Genomic DNA, 16830 nt, shown 5'->3' with positions numbered 1-16830 from the left:
GACCAAAAGGCCGGACTCGAAGACAGCACCGACCGTGAAAGTTATGAAACGCATTGCAAAAGGAACGTTTGACGTTAAGGTGACGCCGCTCGCGGCTGAGGAAAATGTCGGTGACGCGACGATCGGACGGCTGTCGCTTGCCAAAACGTTCAGCGGCGATCTCGCCGGAACCAGCAAAGGACAAATGCTCGGCAGCCAGTCAGAGGCGGTCGCCGGTTCGGGCGGTTATGTCGCGATGGAACGATTCACGGGAACGCTCGGCGGCAAGAAGGGGAGTTTTACATTGCAGCACATCGGGACAATGCAGGGCGGCAAGTTCGATCTTGATATTATGGTCGTCCCAGATTCGGGGACAGGCGAACTGACCGGCATTTCAGGCACGTGTAAGATCATTATCGACGGGGATAAGCACTTTTACGAGTTTGCATATGCGCTCCCCGCAGGAAAGTAGAAGCATAATTGATGTCAAGTTTTAGAGTCAATATTGAAGACGATCCGCCGAACGAACCGAGAGCAGCTGAACCGATGTTCGCGGCGAGCCGTGAGCCGAGACGGCGTTCGAAGCGGCCGTTCATCATTGCCGGCGGCATCGTGCTGGCGTTGATATTCGTGGTATTTGCCGGCGGATTTATCTACTGGCAGAGCATGAAGGGCACGCCGCAGTATTCCCTCGCTTTGCTCGTAGACGCAGCCAAACGCGATGACAAGGCCGCGATGGACCAACAGATCGATATCGACGCGGTTGTTGATGACTTCGTCCCGCAGATCACGGCAAAGGCTGTCGAATTGTACGGCAAAGGAGTGCCGCCGGCGATCATTGAGAAAATGACGCGTGTCGCTTTGCCGATCTTGCCGGCAGTAAAAGACCGTGCGAGAGCCGAGTTGCCGCGTGTCGTTCGCGATCGGACCGAGCGATTTGGAAATGTGCCGTTCTTTGCGATGGTGCTCGGGGCGAGCCAGTATCTGGACATCAAGGTGACCGGCGACACCGCAATCGTCACCAGCAAACTCGCGGACCGGCCGTTCGATGTCAAGATGAAAAGAAAGGGTGACCGATGGCAGGTCGTCGGGCTGAAAGACGACAAACTTGCAACCGAGATCGCCCGAAAGGTCGGCCAGGAAATGATCGCGATCGCGATGGGCGGCGTCACGAAAGCAGGTAAAACCCTCGGTGTCGGCAACATCGCCGACCTGCTCAAGCAGGCTGAGGAATTGGTTAAATAGTTCGAGCTTTTTAGGAGAGAACCACCCCGTCCGCCCAGAGCGGCGGCCACCCCTCCTTCGTAAGGAAGGGAGCTTAGGAGACTATGGAAAAGACTTTTGAACAATCACTCGTTGAGTTAGAGGAGATCGTCGGAAAGCTCGAGGACGGCGATATGCCGCTCGAGGAAAGCCTTGCGTTATTTGAGCGTGGAATCGCGCTTTCACGCGATTGCCGGGCCCGTTTGAGCAATGCCGAACGGCGTATTGAGATACTGATGCAGGATTCGGACGGCAATCTGACCGCGAACGAGATAGAACCGTCGAGTTTGCGTGAAGAGTAATTGGATAAAAAAGAGGACCGCGTCAAAACGATCCTCGATCCCTTAAGGCTTTGGCGGTTCAACGACGAGTTTCTTTTCCAAAAGGCTGCAGGCCTCGAGCGTGCCGGTCGGATCGATGGCCAGGTTATCAAGGACGATCTGTCTGATCTTGCCTTCCTTGTCCACGACAAAGGTTCCCCTGCTGCCGAAACCTTTCTCTTCGTTGTAAAGCCCGTATTGTTTTGTCACCGTTCGGTCCCAATCGCTCAGTAATTGAAACGACGTAACGCCGATCTTTTCGGCAAATGCTTTGTTTGAAAAACGGGAGTCCATACTGATCCCGAAAACCTTGGTTGCGACCGCCTCGAAGTTGGCTATACCAGCCTGGTAAGCCTGGAGTTCCTTCGTTCAGCCGCCTGTGAATGCAAAAACGTAGAAGGCAAGCACTACATTGTTCTTACCGCGAAAATCGCTGAGCTTTACCTTTGTTCCGGCCGTATCGGTCAGAGTAAAGTCAGGGGCCATATCGCCGACCTTTAGTTTAGAAGGGGTTGCAGTCGGCGTACCCTGGCTAAAGGCCGAAAGTACAAATGCGGCTACCAGGGCCGCGATAACAAGATATCGTTTCATTTCAATTACCTCAGACACAAAAATACCGCCGTTGGTCGCAGAAACCAAACGGCGGTGTTGTTATTTGATCAGTTTTAATCTCGTGAGCTAAATATGCTCAAGATGTACCAGAACAGCAAGGCGACGCTGGCAAACAATGTGAGCGATGCCGCAACGTGCTGTTTAGTGTTGAAACGGTGAAGTACGTTCGATGTCTCGTACAGAATTGCAGTTCCCGCAAACGCCACCATGACGAACGCGAACACCGTTCCGAGCGAAAATCCGAAGATCGCACTCGCAACGATAAATCCTAACGCCGCGAAACCGCCGATCGCCAAGATCGGGCGGAGGAAGGAAAAATCTGTCCGAGTGATGAAAACCGTCATCGTGATACCGAGGAACAGTCCGAGCGTAACGATACCGGCCTTCAACAGCACAGAAGCGTCGCCCGAAACGCTCGTGGCGATCAGGATCAGCGGTACGAAAATGATCGCTTCGGCGATGATAAAAATACCAAGACCGGCATATTGGACGGTGGTCGACGTTTCGGAAGTCGCCCATCGGTTAGCGAGGAACGAAACACCCATGAACAAACCAAGTACGACCAGCCATCCGATCGCTCCCCCGCTAAAGAGAACACTGGCGATAACCACAGCGGCACCGCTGGCAAAGAGAAATCCCTCGACAGCAATAAATGCGAGAATCGCCGCTGCCAAGAGCATATATGTCTTGCGAATAAATGCAGCTCGATCCGCCGGGGCGGCTTCTGCAACTGAATTTCCGTAAGTACTAGTAAAATCTTCCATATTTACCTCAGTCAATTAGATGTAATGTGTTGTGTTTAGTTGGCTGAAATCAGACGCCGCTCGAACTACCGGAGCCTCGGAATATCGAATCGACGCTCCAAACGCCGGAACCGCGTGCAGCAATGTAAAGAAATAGAAAACAATAGACGACCGCAAGTTCTCCTTTGTTCACGATCGGAAGGAGCGCTTGCAGGCTTGAATGAAACATAAAATACGCGACAGCCATCGTCCCGCTCGAAATGAATGCTGCGATCCCAGTGAACAGGCCGATCATTATCAAAAGGCCGCCGATCAACTCGATCGCACCGCCAACCGCCATGAGATTTGTGAATTCGCCGCCGCCCGACGCTGACGGCGGATATCCGAACAACTTTTGAGTTCCGTGCAGCATGAACAAAAATCCGGTAACTATCCTTAAAATTGCGTACACGTAGCTTGCGTACCGGTTGAGAAATCCATCCATTCAGTTAGCTCCTATGGTTAGTTGATCTTGAACAGTATAGCGCATTGGCTCGGATGACTTCTTGATTTGCACATCCCGAAGATCAACGGGTTAAACCAAATGACAAACGGCTTAAAGTAAACATTGGGCACGGCGTCCAGTCGGATAGACCAATTTTGTCGATCGTTGGCTGATGGTACAGAAAAATCCGAAGTGATCCGCACCGATCGACTAACTAAACGTTGTGGCCGTAGTAAATATTGTGTCGTAGGCAAATTGGATAGGACCAATAATGTCGAATAGTTGCGGAGTAGCGACGACCCTTAGAAAATCAATCTATCTGATGGTTGCCTTTGCCACGGGTACGCCCAATTGTCGGAACTGCCGTCAACAACATAGACAACGGCATGTTTGGATTCTAGGATGTGTCGTGACTGAAAGTCGCGTGATCAAGCAACAACAAGAATACACCGATCAAAATAACGTGCCGGCCCATCGACGAATCTGAACAGTATGAGTGTTCATTTCATTAATCCTTACTTTGTAGAGGGTTGTGGCTGCAGCCGGTTGCGATTGTCGGAGCTTTTCGGTGGTCGAAAAGCTCCGATCTGATATAACGGAGATGCCATGATTGTACGGAAATTTGTTCCGGCCCGAATGACCTCTCCGTCATCTATTAAATGACTACGTGACACGTACGGATTGTTCCATCTTTCGATACTGCTCCTGCCACTTATTAGTGACCTTTTCAATTTCGCGTACCCAATTGCGTTGGTGAATTCGATCGAATTTTCCTTGATCCATTTCCTGTTCCATGAGTTGGAGGCGATTGTTAACGCGCTCGCGATACTCATTCATATGGTTGAAACGATGCTCGAATCCACGTCTTTGATCTTCGTTAAGAGCAAGTCGAAATCGCTCATGTTCCTGTTCCATATTTCGGATCTGCTCACGGACTCTCTCGTAATTCTGCTTGCCCTCGGTCAAGCCAAAATTGGCGTTGTTGTATTCCCGGGTCATTGTCCGCAATTTCTGATGGATCTGCTCTGTAGCTTCGGTACGCTGCCGTAGTTGATCGCGCTGAACGTCGCTTAACTGGACATAGTCCCGGTCCCGGTCACGATCCTGATCGCGGTCCCGGTCTCTGTCCGGTGTTTGATCTCTGTCCTGCGTTTTGTCACGGTCCTGTTGCTGGGTTACGTCACCCTTGCCGGCCGCTGGTTTCCCTTTTCCTTGCCCGTAACCAGATATGGCTATGCCAAATATCATGGCGAGGATCGCGGCTATCGTTGTGAATCTATTAAGTCTCATTATAGGACCTCCTTTTCATTCATTCGGTCGAACAGCCATGATCGTGCGGAGACATTTCCATACGATCGAGCCGGCTTGTTCGTTGCCACAATTGATGACGCAAGTTTGATGCCCATGCGGAATCGAAAACGAGTGTTGAAATGACCGATCTCCGGTGGTCAAGTCGGTAGAACCGTGGATCAATTGTCGGAGGCAATCGGTCGTAGGCGATGAAAGTTCCACAGTCGACTGTGAAAAAATTCACGATCTATCAGAACTAATAGTTCGAACCGATCCGGGTTCGCGAAAAGTATCCCCAAAATGCTCCGAATTGCATAAAGATCAAATCAAATTCACAATGAGAGCGGCACATTATTTGCACTAGGTAAGAGCGGAGTTATTTGAATTACTATTTTGTATTTTTTGCTTATTGAACTCTATTTCGGCAACATTGCCGTTCACAAGCCGACCGGGCTTTATATGGAATGTGACCTTCTGGCCCTGACGGCGATCAGTCAATCAATCGATCACGACTATTCACCGGCGCAAGCATGATCGAGGAGGTGAATCATGAAAGTCAAAACAATTTTAATTTCCGCTCTTGTTTTAGCGGTCGGAATCTCAATATTCTATTTCGTCCCAATGTCCGCGGCCAATGACCGCCGGACTTCAGTGTACACTCCGCCACAAAACGGCGTGACGGCGGTGAGATATACGTCAGATCGTTTCGCTCTTGCTCCGATCCAGTGGAGTACGATCGTTAACAATAGCTACACGATGCCAAACAGCGACAGGATCTTTAGCAGTTATGGCCAGCCGTCGATCAATTCGAACGGCACCATCGTGTTTCGAGCCCGCAGCACAGGCAGTGGACAGCGACAGACAGGGATATATTACAGACAATATCCGAAAGGTAAGATCTTCGAAGTTGCGGATCTGAGCACATTTGTCCCGTATCCAAATAATCTGGAAACGCAGTTCCAGGAATTTTCGGCGATACCTAGGATCGCAGCAAACACAGACTACATCGCTACTCGAGGCAACCATAAGCCGATGTATACATATCTACTTCCCGACGGAAGTGAGACCCGGGTCGGCACGACCGGTATTTATGTCCAATACAACGGCGGACTCCTGTTCACCGGAACGGCAAAGATCGGTATGGCTCCAGGTTTTGGCATGCATGCGGTGCCGGGAACGGATCCCGCAGTGGCATTTGATGTTTATCCCGGTTCCCCAGCCATTTCAGACAACGGGAATATTGCATTTAAGGGCAATTTCACGATCAATAATGTTGGCAAAACGGGAATATTCTATCGAGACCTCCTAAACACGCCCGGAGGCGGAAAAGAGTCGGTCGTGATGATCGCGAGTTCCGACACGGACATTCCAAATGCCCCGCCGAGCTTTAGGGCAATGACATTTGGCTCGACAGCACCACCGTCGATCTATGGAAATGAAGTTGTTTTCACGGGACTCGATAATGAGGACAATCCGAATTACGGCGGTATCTACATGGCTCCGCTTGCTCAAGCCCCAAAACTTCGAACTCTGGTCGGCATCGGTGAACCAGTGTCCGGAGTCAAGATGCCGGGCCTGACACGTATAGGCGAAGGCTTAGCGTTTGACGGTCGGTATGTTGCATTCTGGGGAGCATGGGGTTATGAGACCAAGACAGTACGGCTTTTCTGCCCGGCAGATGGAAACGCGGATATTATTGCTTACTGTGAGGGTGTGGACCCAAACAGCATATTCGATCCGGAAACAAACCGCTGGTATCAGGACAAGCAAGTGATGCTGAATCAAGGCATATTTGTTTATGACACTTATACCAATCACGGTTATCTCGTTTCGGATACGAACAGCGATTTCAATGACTTTACGTTTTGGGGTTATTCAGGACGACCTCCGGGAGTCGGCACCGAGGAAGAAGGTGGTGAAGAAGAACCTCCAAGATGGCGTTCCACTGCATTTATCGCTGAATCAGATGGAGTCGTAGTGTTTAAGGCCCGAACCGGCGCCCAGAACGAAGATGGGGAATATATTAATCCGATCGACGGCATCTACATGAGAGATGGAATATCGCAGATGCCGATCACCGTTTTGGTTGAGACCGGAATGAACAGCGATGTTCTTGACCCGTCGATCCCCGGAGGTGTGTTACCGATCGTCGGGGTAGGAATCGAGCGAGATGGTTTCCGCGGAAACAAACTTGCGATCACCGCAAGCATGGCAGACGCGGAAAATGGATGGGGCGGAATCTATATCGCAAATATCGATCGCGGCCCTACGAACCTTATTGATCAAACGATCAAAACGAAGCGCTAATTAAACGCTCGTCAGCGATCGATATACAATGGACCGAGGCCCCGTTTTGCAGACGGGGCCTCTTTTTTATGCTTAATGCCGGGATATGAAATTGTCGACGGGCTATTCAGGCTTTCGAAGCTGCATGCAGATCTCTTGTCCCATTGCCGGAAAAAGAGCAGCAAAGACCTGATTGATCCTGATCCATCCCGCATGGTCTTCGAGCCTGCTGCCCTTTTTCCTGATGATGGCAGTACCGCTCGAGAACTCAACCTCAAAGCCCGAACTTCGAGCCAGGCTTTCCAGCCGTTTTTTCCAGTAAACACGTACGTGCTGCCATTTGGTGCGGGTTCCGGCCTTGAGCTGTTTTCCAAATTGATATTCGCGGATCTTTGCGAATAACTTCAGCTTTACCGGCACACCGACAAGCAGCATGCCGCCGGGCTTCATTATTCGATTGATCTCGGCCATGGTAAATTCAGGCCGCGGCAAATGTTCGAGAACGTGGGAACAAATAACGATGTCGGCGACTCCGTCCGGCAAAGCCAAGCCTGCGTCAAAGTCGCATTTTACCAATTCGTCATACTTAGCGAGTTCGATCCCTTCGCGGGATATGTCTATATCAAGCCCGATCCATTTTGCACCGTCGATCGGTGAAATAAGCCGTTTGATGGTGCCGCGGTCGCTGCCTACATCGACGATCGTCAGCGGACGCCCCAGCTTTTTTGCCTCTTCATGTATCACGAGGTTTAGCCACCAATATCTGAGAATTCGAACGGGAAACCGCCGCTTTGACATCTCTTCGTGAAGCGGAAAGTCAGGTCTACGTGTCTCTTCATTCTCGTAAACAGACGCCAAAGGGCCACGGGCAAATCGAAAGCGGCTATATTTATTGGCGTTGCTCATTGGTATGTAATGTTAAAACGAAAAGGCGGCCTTAACAAAGCCGCCTTTATCGTAATGATGGATCGATGAAGATCTACTGGCTCACTGCCTTGACCGATTCCTCGGCTTCGACACGTGGTGCGGCGAGGCCGAGCTCGGGCGAACGCCAGAGGTTTGAGACAAGCAACTCACGCATAAAGGTCATTTCCTTAGGTAACCGGTCGTATAACTGGAAGAAGAGGTCGTCGTGCATCGCGATCTCCTTGAGCCACAAATCGCGATCGATAGTCATGACCTTGTCAAACTGTTCGCGGCTGAAATCGAGTCCGCGCCAGTCCATATCTTCGTAACGAGGCATCCATCCCAGCGGTGTTTCAGTGCCTTTTGACAGCCCTCGCGAACGTTCGACGATCCACTTGAGGACACGCATGTTTTCGCCGTAGCCAGGCCATGCGAATTTACCATCCTCATCCTTGAGGAACCAATTGACCGAAAAGATCCGCGGAGGATCAGGGATCTGTCGTCCGAAATTAAGCCAATGTGAGAAATAATCACCCATGTGATAACCGGCAAACGGCAGCATGGCGAACGGGTCGCGGCGGACCTCGCCAATATTTCCGAAGGCGGCAGCCGTCTGCTCTGATCCCATGGTCGCGGCCTGATATACCCCAAAGGCCCAATTAAAGGACTGTTGGATAAGCGGAACGACACTGTTGCGCCTTCCGCCGAAGATGAATGCTGAGACCGGCACTCCGTTTGGATCGTTGAAGTTCTCGTCGGCAACAGGGCATTGGTCGATCGGTGCGGTGAATCGCGAATTTGCGTGTGCGGCCTTGCCGTCGCTTGCAGGCGTCCAATCGTTGCCTTGCCAATCGATGGCGTGTGCAGGCGGTTCGCCGTCCATGCCTTCCCACCAGACGTCGCCGTCGTCGGTCAACGCGACGTTGGTGAAGATCGTGTTTTCCTTGATCGACTCCATCGCGTTAGGGTTGGTCGAGTAATTCGTGCCCGGAGCAACGCCGAAGAAGCCGTTCTCCGGGTTAATGGCGTGGAGTTTTCCGTTTTCGTTGGGTTTGATCCAGGCGATATCGTCGCCGACCGTGGTAATCTCCCAGCCTTCTTCGACGAATTCCTTAGGCGGAATGAGCATCGCGAAATTGGTCTTGCCGCACGCCGACGGGAACGCAGCACAGACGTAATCTTTGCGGCCGTCGGGCGATTTAACGCCGACGATCAGCATGTGTTCGGCGAGCCAACCCTGAGCTCTGCCGAGGTTCGAAGCGATGCGCAGGGCAAGGCATTTCTTGCCGAGCAGTGCGTTGCCGCCGTAGCCTGAGCCGTACGAGACGATCGAATTTTCCTCGGGAAAGTGAACGATGTATTTGTCTTTCGGGTCCGGCGAGCAAGGCCACGCGACATCGGCTTGGCCGGCGGCGAGTGGCATGCCAACGGAATGCAGACAGCGTGTAAATTCGCCGTTGCCGAGAGCATCGATGGCCTTGGTACCCATGCGGGTCATGATCTTCATATTGACCGCGACATAGGGCGAATCGGTGATCTCGATACCAAACTGCGAGATCGGCGAACCGATCGGCCCCATGCAAAATGGCACCACATACATGGTCCGGCCCTGCATACAGCCGTTGAATTTTTTCTTGAGAATGGCCTTCATTTCGGTCGGTGCCATCCAATTGTTGGTCGGGCCGGCGTCGCCCTTGGCGAGCGAGCAGATGTATGTGCGGTCCTCGACGCGGGCAACGTCGCTCGGGTGCGAGCGGGCGAGGAATGAATTAGGCCGTTTCGCTTCGTTCAGCTTGATAAATGTACCGGCGGCGACCATCTCCGAACACAATGTGTCGTATTCCCAATCCGAGCCGTCGCACCAGTGTACATTCTCCGGTTTGCACAGCTCGACCGCGTCGGTCACCCAACGGATCAGTTCTTCGTTCGTAACGTTCGACGGGATGTTAAGTTCAGTCATAATAGTTTTCGCTCCAAAGCTATAATTTTGATCTTTTGCTCAGTAAATCAGAAGTACGCGAGGTATAAGCCTCGCTCATCGCAATATTCGCATAGCTTATCACAGCATAAGGGAATCGGGCGAGTGAAGGGAGGTTTTTGGGCTTTGGACTTTGGGATCAGTTTTTGGAGCGTAAAATTCGGGCGACAGTTCTTTGGCCGCCGGTTGCAGCGAAAAACGCCTTGGCTACAGTCAAAACGGGCCTTGGTCACAATAAAAAAGCAGCCAGCCACAATAGCAAAAAGCCCCGTACTCGAAGAAATGGACATTCCATCTTGAGCCCATCTTCGAGACGTTTTGAAGGCCATTCTAATCGAACCACGTGCTAGAGCAACGTGGCTATTTGCCGCGAAACGCGGAAAGACGGCTGAAGCCGCCTCTAAGGAAATTCAGATAGGGAACATCAATTTTTATGGAGCTCTCGGCCTGCCGGCGAAGAATGACGGCTCAACGTCCATTCACTGGGAGCACAATGAAGAGCAAGTTGACGCGACGTGCTATTTTTTGATGGCTCGGACTAGGAGGATCGCGATGATGGCGGCGATGGGGGCGGCGATCATGGCCAGGATGGACTCGGGGCCTTCGCCGACGATTTGGTTGCCGTAGTTTAAGAGCAGCCAACCGGCTATTACGCTTGTCGCGACTCCGAGGCCGACGCTCAGGGGGAAGCCGAGGGCGTTGCCGCGGTTGTTCATGAGCGAATTCATTCCGGCTCCGACGACTACTCCGAGAACCAATAAGGCGATCAAAAATGGCATTAGCGTGCTCCTGTTGTGAACGGACTGGCTGATGATACGTCTATTTTGTGTTTGGGAGCAAGGAGAGAAGGGGAGACACACGGGCAAATGAGGTGGCTTGGCCCGTGAGAGAGAACCACCCCGTCAGCCGAGGCGGCGCCACCCCTCCTTGGTAAGGAGGGGAGCCGGAAAAGTGGTAAGATATTGTTGGATTTTAGATCAAGGAGGAATGGGATTTTATGTTGTGTCCGGTGGATCAGGCTACTTTATTGATGATGGAGAGGCAGGGGATCGAGATCGATTATTGTCCTACTTGCCGTGGGGTTTGGTTGGATAGGGGCGAGTTGGATAAGTTGATCGAGGGCGGCAGGGGAGAGACAGGGAGACCAGGAGCCGAGGAGACAGGGAGAATGGGAGAAAGGGAGATGGGGAGCAGGCCGGAGGAGCGTCCGAGGGTTGAGGAACGGTATCGGCCGGACGAGCGTTATAAGTCGGATGACCGGTATAGGCCGGATGAGCGTTACTCTTCGGATGACCGGTATAAGTATGAGAAGAAGAAAAAGAAAGAGGGGTTTTTGAAGGATCTGTTTGATTTTTAGTACCGGTCAGTAGTCGGTCGTCAGCGGGAGTCTACGATCGAGCAGCGGGGCGTCGATATTGGACGAACGTGTGGGCGACGACGGTGGCGATGATTATTGTGCCGCCGAGGAGTGCCCATTGTGAGGGGCGTTCGCCGACGAAGAGGAAGACCCAGACGGGATTTAGGAGCGGTTCGATGAAGCCGATTATGCTGGCGTCCAGCGGTCTTGTGCCGCCGCGGACGCCTTTTATGAACAGGATGTACGAGATGCCGATCTGGAATATGCCGAGGAAGGCGACGGCGGCAAAATCGAGCCATGTGATCGTCGCGGCGGACGCGATGCCGCTCGGCAGCGTCAGGACGGCGAGGATGAGGTTGCCGTAGATGACCGTTATTACGGGATTGAGGGGCGAAGCAGCGGCAGAAGCAGCGGTACTAGCAGCGGTTTCCGATTCGGAGGAGAGAACCACCCCGTCAGCCGAAGCGGCTGCCACCCCTCCTTGGTAAGGAGGGGAGCCGGAGTCTGGCAGGCTGGCAGCCTGCGTACCGACGGCTTTGGGATGCTTCAGGAGCATTATATAGAGGCCGAGGAAGATGCCGGAGCCGAGGGCGGCGATGTTGCCTTGGTAATCGCCGATCGAGAGGTCGCCGACGAAGAAGAGGCTCATGCCGGCGATGCAGAAGATCACCGTCGCGAGATCGCGGAGGTGAAATTTTTCGCCGATGACGAACGGCGCGAGAATAAGGATATAAACCGGCGCAGTGTATTGGAGAAAGATGGCGTTGGCGGCAGTGGTGTGTTTGGTCGCCCAGACGAACAGGAACAGCAGCACTGCGTAGATCACGCTGCACATTATCCCGAATGCGTTGATCCGCAGGCCATTTTTACGGGTGATGACGAGAACCGTGATCGCGGCCAGCAGCGAACGAAAGAATGTGACCTGATAGGCGTCGAGGTTTGTCGCGAGCTTGATGAACATCCCGCCGGTGCTCCAGAGCAGGACGGCGAAGAGGACGTAGTAGACGGGATTCTTAAGAGGTTTAGCCACGAATTACACGAAGAACACTAATAAACAAGAATAGATCAATTCGTGATATTCGTGTAATTCGTGGCAAAAAATTCCTATTCGCCGGTTGTGGCGGATTTGATGACCTCGCGGAGGCGTTTGGCTGAGGTTGTGTTTGGTTCTAGTTCGACGTCTTCGACGTTGCCGTAGACCTTTTTGCCGAAAACGGCGTTCCAGGGCGGAATGACGATCGTCGCGTCGCCGGTAGCTTTTGCCTGGCAGGCGAGACGGATGAACGGTTTGTCGCCCTCCGGCTGGTTGTAGCCGAAGACCTTCATCGCACGCTGTTCGCGGGGCGTGACGGGCGAGAGCTTTTCTTCGCCGCCAATGACGCCGACCCAGCACGTGCCGCACGCCGCCGATGTGCATTCAACCGGAACGACGCCTTCCCAGCAGCGTTCGTCCTGTGCGTGCCAGTCCTTCGAACGATCGAGAGCCGAAGCACCGGCGATCTCCTGCTCGTTCATGATGTCAAATTCGCCTTGGACGCGGCCGTTGTCGTAATGGATGGCGAATTTTTTGTTGACGGTTTTGAGAAAACCGAGGATGCCCTGCGAGGCGTCTTTTTGCGTTCGGCGATGACGGCGTTGGGCGATTTGGACATGATGCCTTTGGTTTTTCGACCTCGCCGGCGGCGGCTTTGAAGGCTTCAATGCCGACTTGGTTGAGCGTCGCGAGGCCGATGGCGACCATGGCGTTGATCATTTGGCGTTCGACCGCGAGCTTTTCGGCAACGACGATGGCGATCGCCTTGATCTCTTCGACGAGCGTTGCGGGTTCGTCTTTGAAAACGACGGTCTCAGCCTCGATCGCGGCTTTTACCGTTTTCCAATAGCGGTGGCCGTATAAGAAATGATGCGAAGTGTCGATCTGATCTTTCAGTTCGAACTGTCCCTGCATCGCAAATCCGTGCAGCGTCGCGTCGCGGTCTTCGGCGGCTTCGACAAACCGATGCAGATCGACCGGATAAAAGCGGAACCAGATCTGAACCGCATTGCGGTCAACCTCATGAATGCACGGCAGCATCTCTTCGACCGCAGCAAGCCACTCGGTTCCCGTGAATTTTGCTAAATAAGTTTCTAAGTTGGTCATACGTATAATTACTGATTATATAGGTGCGGATGTTGCTCCGCTGACGAAAAGAGAAAGTTTACAAATTTTTCGTGATTTGTGCAAAAGGTGACCAAAGCAGCTTGACAGAGGGCACTCAAATTCATAATATCTAAAGTTTCGGACTTTACTGTCTGGGTTTCCTTGTGGTTCGAATACGGATTCACGGGGCTGATGTTTGAGAATTGAAACACGGATTGTTGCGTAAAAGTGTCCATCACAGGGCAGCGGCGAATTTAACATATCTAATATGCCACGCTACAGCAAAGTTTCTTTTCTCTGAGTTGTTAGTACATTTTAAGTAATTCATTCAGCGAGAGCTGCTTGAGCTAACTGCCGGATCTAATTCGGCAAGAGTCAGGTAAGACGGTAGTTTTGCCGTCAAAACGGTTTTTTGGCCACAGGCCAGGTTTAGAAGATATGCCGACAATCAACCAATTAGTACGAAAGGGACGCCAACGCGTTAAGTATAAGACGGCCAGTCCTGCTCTGCAGGCCAATCCGCAGAAACGCGGCGTTTGCACGCGTGTTTACACATCGACCCCGAAAAAGCCTAACTCGGCTCTTCGTAAGGTCGCCCGTGTGCGTTTGACCAACCAGATCGAAGTTACTACATACATCCCGGGAATCGGGCATAACTTGCAGGAACACTCGATCGTGTTGATCCGCGGCGGCCGTGTCAAGGATCTTCCGGGTGTTCGTTATCACGTTATCCGCGGAACGCTGGATGCCTCGGGCGTCGCGAACCGCAACCAGTCGCGTTCGAAGTACGGTGCAAAACGTCCGAAGGGAGCGAAATAATTAGTTATGCCAAGACGTAGAGTTGCAGGAAAAAGAGAAGTTTTACCGGATCCGATCTATAACAGCATCGCCGTGACCAAGTTTATCAACGGTCTGATGTGGGAAGGCAAGAAAACCGTCGCTGAGCAGATCTTTTATGCCGCGATGACAAAGCTTGAAGAAAAGACCGGCGAAGAAGCATTGAAAGTATGTAAGAAAGCGCTTGACGGCGTCGCACCGACCCTCGAGGTCAAATCGCGGCGTATCGGCGGTGCGACCTATCAGGTCCCGCTCGAAGTCAGCCGCGACCGCCGCAATACGCTGGCGATCCGCTGGATCGTGCTGAATGCACGCAACCGCAGCGAGAAAACGATGGAAGACCGCCTAGTCGGCGAACTTCTCGATTCAGTGAACGGCCGCGGCGGAGCGATGAAGAAAAAGGACGACGTCCACCGCATGGCAGAAGCGAACAAGGCGTTCGCGCATTACAGATTTTAAGTGGCCAGTCAGTGGTCGGTGGTCAGATTCAACTGACCACCGACCACCGACCACCGACAACTGATTATGGCAAACATTAGCTTAGACAAATTTAGAAACATCGGCATCATGGCCCATATCGACGCGGGTAAGACCACGGCGACGGAGCGCATTTTGTATTACACCGGTGTTTCGCACAAGATCGGCGAAGTTCACGAAGGAACGGCGACGATGGACTGGATGGAGCAGGAGCAGGAACGCGGTATTACAATTACCTCGGCTGCGACGACCTGTTTCTGGACACGCAATAATACCGAGCACCGCATTAACATTATCGATACACCGGGACACGTTGACTTCACGATGGAAGTTGAGCGGTCTCTTCGTGTTTTGGATGGTGCGGTCTGTGTTTTTGACGGCGTTGCAGGTGTTGAGCCCCAGTCGGAAACAGTTTGGCGGCAGGCCGACAAATACGGCGTGCCGCGTATCTGCTTTATCAACAAATTGGATCGTGCAGGTGCGTCGTTCGACCGGAGCTTCCAGTCGATCCTCGATCGCCTCGGTGCCAATGCCGTTGCAATGCAGGTTCCTATCGGTATCGAAGAGCACTTTCAGGGCGTTGTCGATCTGATCACGATGAAGGCGTTCGTTTGGAGCAACGAGGCAAAGGGAGCGAATTACGACATCGTCGATATTCCTGCCGACCTTGTTGAGGTTTCGAAAGCTCAACGCGAGAAACTCGTCGAAGCAGTTTCGGCGATCGACGACGACTTGATGATGAAATACCTCGAAGGCGAGGAGATCTCGGAACAGGAAATTCGCGTCGCTTTGAGAAAGGGAACGCTGGCAATGAAGATCGTTCCGGTTTTCACCGGTTCGGCATTTAAGAATAAAGGTGTACAGACGCTGCTTGATGCAGTTGTCGATTTTCTTCCGAGCCCGCTCGATATTCCTGCGATCGAAGGCGAAAATCCGAAAACGCAAGAAGTTGAAACTCGTCCGCCGGATGCAAAAGCTCCGTTCTCGGGCCTTGTTTTCAAGCTCATGGCCGACAAGCACCTCGGACAGCTCGCATTCGTGCGTATCTATTCGGGAACGGTCACTTCGGGTTCGTATGTGACGAACACGATCAAAGATTCAAAAGAACGTGTCGGGCGTTTGATGCTCATGCACGCTAACAAGCGTGAAGACGTCGAAACGGCATCGGCAGGCGAGATCGTTGCCATCGGCGGTATGAAAAATACCACGACCGGCGACACTGTCTCGGACGAGTCGAAACCGATCATTCTTGAGTCGATGGACTTTCCGGAACCGGTCGTGCGTGTCGCGGTCGAACCTAAAACCCGTCAGGACCAAGACAAAATGGGCATCGCTCTCAACCGTCTTGCTCAGGAAGACCCTTCGTTCCAGGTCACGACCGACCATGAAACGGGCCAGACGATCATCGCCGGAATGGGCGAACTTCACCTTGAGATCATCGTTGATCGCATGAAGCGTGAGTTCGGCGTCGAAGCGAATGTCGGCAAACCGCAAGTTGCTTACCGCGAAACGATCACTCAGGGAGCACCGGGCAAAGAGATCTACAAGAAACAGTCGGGCGGCCGTGGAAAATTTGGCCACGTCGAGCTCGAGATCGAGCCGGCTCCGGGCGAAGGTTTTGTCTTCGAGGACAAGATCACCGGTGGATCGATCCCGCGTCAGTTCATCAAGCCGACCATGGAAGGCGTTCGCGATGCGATGCTTCGCGGTTACCTCGCCGGCTACGAACTGGTCGACATCAAGGTCAGACTTCTGTTCGGTTCGTATCACGAAGTCGACTCGGACGAAATTTCATTCAAACTGGCCGGTTCGTATGCGTTCCAAGACGCTGTGAAAAAGGCAAAACCGGTCCTGCTCGAGCCCATCATGCGTATCGAGGTCGTTACGCCTGAAGAATATATGGGTGCGGTCAACGGCGATCTTAACCGACGCCGCGGCCAGATCGACAAGATGGAGCCGCGTCCGGGCAATGTTTCGGTCGTGACGGCATTTGTGCCGCTGTCGGAAATGTTTGGATACACGACCGATCTGAGAAGTTCGACACAGGGACGTGCGACTTCGAGTATGCATTTTGAGCGATATGCCGAGGCGCCGCGAAACGTTGCCGAGGAAGTTATTGCAAAGATCAAGGGAACGGGTGCAAGCACCTAAAGAAGTT

Annotated in this window: 19 protein-coding genes; 8 read left to right on the top strand and 11 right to left on the bottom strand. The window is 52.6% G+C overall.

From position 1 onward, the window contains the following. Positions 1-43: 43 nt before the first annotated feature. From IPK01_15355 to xseB, 3 genes are all read left to right on the top strand, one after another. Positions 44-451: a DUF3224 domain-containing protein gene (locus IPK01_15355; GenBank protein ID MBK7934813.1), complete on the top strand. Its 408-nt coding sequence runs from the start codon at positions 44-46 to the stop codon at positions 449-451. Between the two features lie 11 nt (positions 452-462). Then, positions 463-1224, top strand: coding sequence for a hypothetical protein (locus tag IPK01_15350; GenBank protein ID MBK7934812.1), 762 nt, complete (start codon positions 463-465; stop codon positions 1222-1224). A gap of 83 nt (positions 1225-1307) precedes the next feature. Then, complete coding sequence (gene xseB, locus IPK01_15345) at positions 1308-1544, top strand: exodeoxyribonuclease VII small subunit (GenBank protein MBK7934811.1); 237 nt, start codon at positions 1308-1310, stop codon at positions 1542-1544. A gap of 42 nt (positions 1545-1586) precedes the next feature. On the opposite strand, the gene IPK01_15340 is transcribed toward xseB, so the two are convergent. The 5 genes from IPK01_15340 to IPK01_15320 all read right to left on the bottom strand — a co-directional run bounded on the left by IPK01_15340 (position 1587) and on the right by IPK01_15320 (position 4691). Beyond that, a complete protein-coding gene (locus IPK01_15340; protein ID MBK7934810.1) occupies positions 1587-1901 on the bottom strand; it encodes a redoxin domain-containing protein in 315 nt (104 codons plus the stop codon). A gap of 30 nt (positions 1902-1931) precedes the next feature. Then, entirely contained in the window at positions 1932-2153 is a 222-nt protein-coding gene (locus tag IPK01_15335) for a redoxin domain-containing protein (GenBank protein ID MBK7934809.1), read from the bottom strand. Between the two features lie 74 nt (positions 2154-2227). Next, on the bottom strand, positions 2228-2938 hold the full coding sequence (locus IPK01_15330; GenBank protein ID MBK7934808.1) for a Bax inhibitor-1 family protein: 711 nt from the start codon (positions 2936-2938) through the stop codon (positions 2228-2230). Between the two features lie 49 nt (positions 2939-2987). Further along, positions 2988-3401, bottom strand: coding sequence for a DoxX family protein (locus IPK01_15325; protein MBK7934807.1), 414 nt, complete (start codon positions 3399-3401; stop codon positions 2988-2990). Positions 3402-4064: 663 nt separating this feature from the next. Further along, on the bottom strand, positions 4065-4691 hold the full coding sequence (locus tag IPK01_15320; GenBank protein ID MBK7934806.1) for a hypothetical protein: 627 nt from the start codon (positions 4689-4691) through the stop codon (positions 4065-4067). A gap of 549 nt (positions 4692-5240) precedes the next feature. On the opposite strand from IPK01_15320, the gene IPK01_15315 reads away from it, so the two are divergent. Further along, complete coding sequence (locus IPK01_15315; GenBank protein MBK7934805.1) at positions 5241-6998, top strand: hypothetical protein; 1758 nt, start codon at positions 5241-5243, stop codon at positions 6996-6998. 102 nt (positions 6999-7100) lie between these two features. Here the strand turns inward: IPK01_15315 and IPK01_15310 are convergent, their stop codons facing one another. The 3 genes from IPK01_15310 to IPK01_15300 form a co-directional block, all read right to left on the bottom strand. After that, a complete protein-coding gene (locus IPK01_15310) occupies positions 7101-7883 on the bottom strand; it encodes a methyltransferase domain-containing protein (protein MBK7934804.1) in 783 nt (260 codons plus the stop codon). A 73-nt stretch (positions 7884-7956) separates the two neighbouring features. Further along, on the bottom strand, positions 7957-9843 hold the full coding sequence (locus tag IPK01_15305) for a phosphoenolpyruvate carboxykinase (GTP) (protein ID MBK7934803.1): 1887 nt from the start codon (positions 9841-9843) through the stop codon (positions 7957-7959). Positions 9844-10379: 536 nt separating this feature from the next. Continuing rightward, a complete protein-coding gene (locus IPK01_15300; GenBank protein MBK7934802.1) occupies positions 10380-10640 on the bottom strand; it encodes a hypothetical protein in 261 nt (86 codons plus the stop codon). Between the two features lie 218 nt (positions 10641-10858). On the opposite strand from IPK01_15300, the gene IPK01_15295 reads away from it, so the two are divergent. After that, entirely contained in the window at positions 10859-11218 is a 360-nt protein-coding gene (locus IPK01_15295) for a zf-TFIIB domain-containing protein (protein ID MBK7934801.1), read from the top strand. Positions 11219-11249: 31 nt separating this feature from the next. On the opposite strand, the gene IPK01_15290 is transcribed toward IPK01_15295, so the two are convergent. From IPK01_15290 to IPK01_15280, 3 genes are all read right to left on the bottom strand, one after another. Continuing rightward, positions 11250-12248 (bottom strand): EamA family transporter, encoded by a 999-nt coding sequence (locus IPK01_15290; GenBank protein MBK7934800.1) that lies wholly within the window; start codon positions 12246-12248, stop codon positions 11250-11252. 74 nt (positions 12249-12322) lie between these two features. Further along, positions 12323-12733 (bottom strand): (2Fe-2S)-binding protein, encoded by a 411-nt coding sequence (locus IPK01_15285; GenBank protein MBK7934799.1) that lies wholly within the window; start codon positions 12731-12733, stop codon positions 12323-12325. A gap of 4 nt (positions 12734-12737) precedes the next feature. Next, positions 12738-13358 carry a hypothetical protein gene (locus IPK01_15280; protein MBK7934798.1) on the bottom strand — a complete coding sequence of 207 codons (621 nt, stop codon included), beginning with the start codon at positions 13356-13358 and terminating at the stop codon, positions 12738-12740. A 438-nt stretch (positions 13359-13796) separates the two neighbouring features. On the opposite strand from IPK01_15280, the gene IPK01_15275 reads away from it, so the two are divergent. The 3 genes from IPK01_15275 to fusA all read left to right on the top strand — a co-directional run bounded on the left by IPK01_15275 (position 13797) and on the right by fusA (position 16823). Continuing rightward, the gene (locus tag IPK01_15275) at positions 13797-14177 is read left to right on the top strand and encodes a 30S ribosomal protein S12 (protein ID MBK7934797.1); all 381 of its coding nucleotides are present in this window, start codon (positions 13797-13799) and stop codon (positions 14175-14177) included. Between the two features lie 6 nt (positions 14178-14183). Then, the gene (gene rpsG / locus IPK01_15270; GenBank protein MBK7934796.1) at positions 14184-14654 is read left to right on the top strand and encodes a 30S ribosomal protein S7; all 471 of its coding nucleotides are present in this window, start codon (positions 14184-14186) and stop codon (positions 14652-14654) included. A 66-nt stretch (positions 14655-14720) separates the two neighbouring features. Next, a complete protein-coding gene (gene fusA, locus IPK01_15265) occupies positions 14721-16823 on the top strand; it encodes an elongation factor G (protein ID MBK7934795.1) in 2103 nt (700 codons plus the stop codon). Positions 16824-16830: the final 7 nt, after the last annotated feature.

It is taken from the genome of Acidobacteriota bacterium, assembly GCA_016713675.1.
Lineage (GTDB): Bacteria > Acidobacteriota > Blastocatellia > Pyrinomonadales > Pyrinomonadaceae > OLB17.
This window is presented reverse-complemented; position numbering and strand designations above follow the sequence as displayed.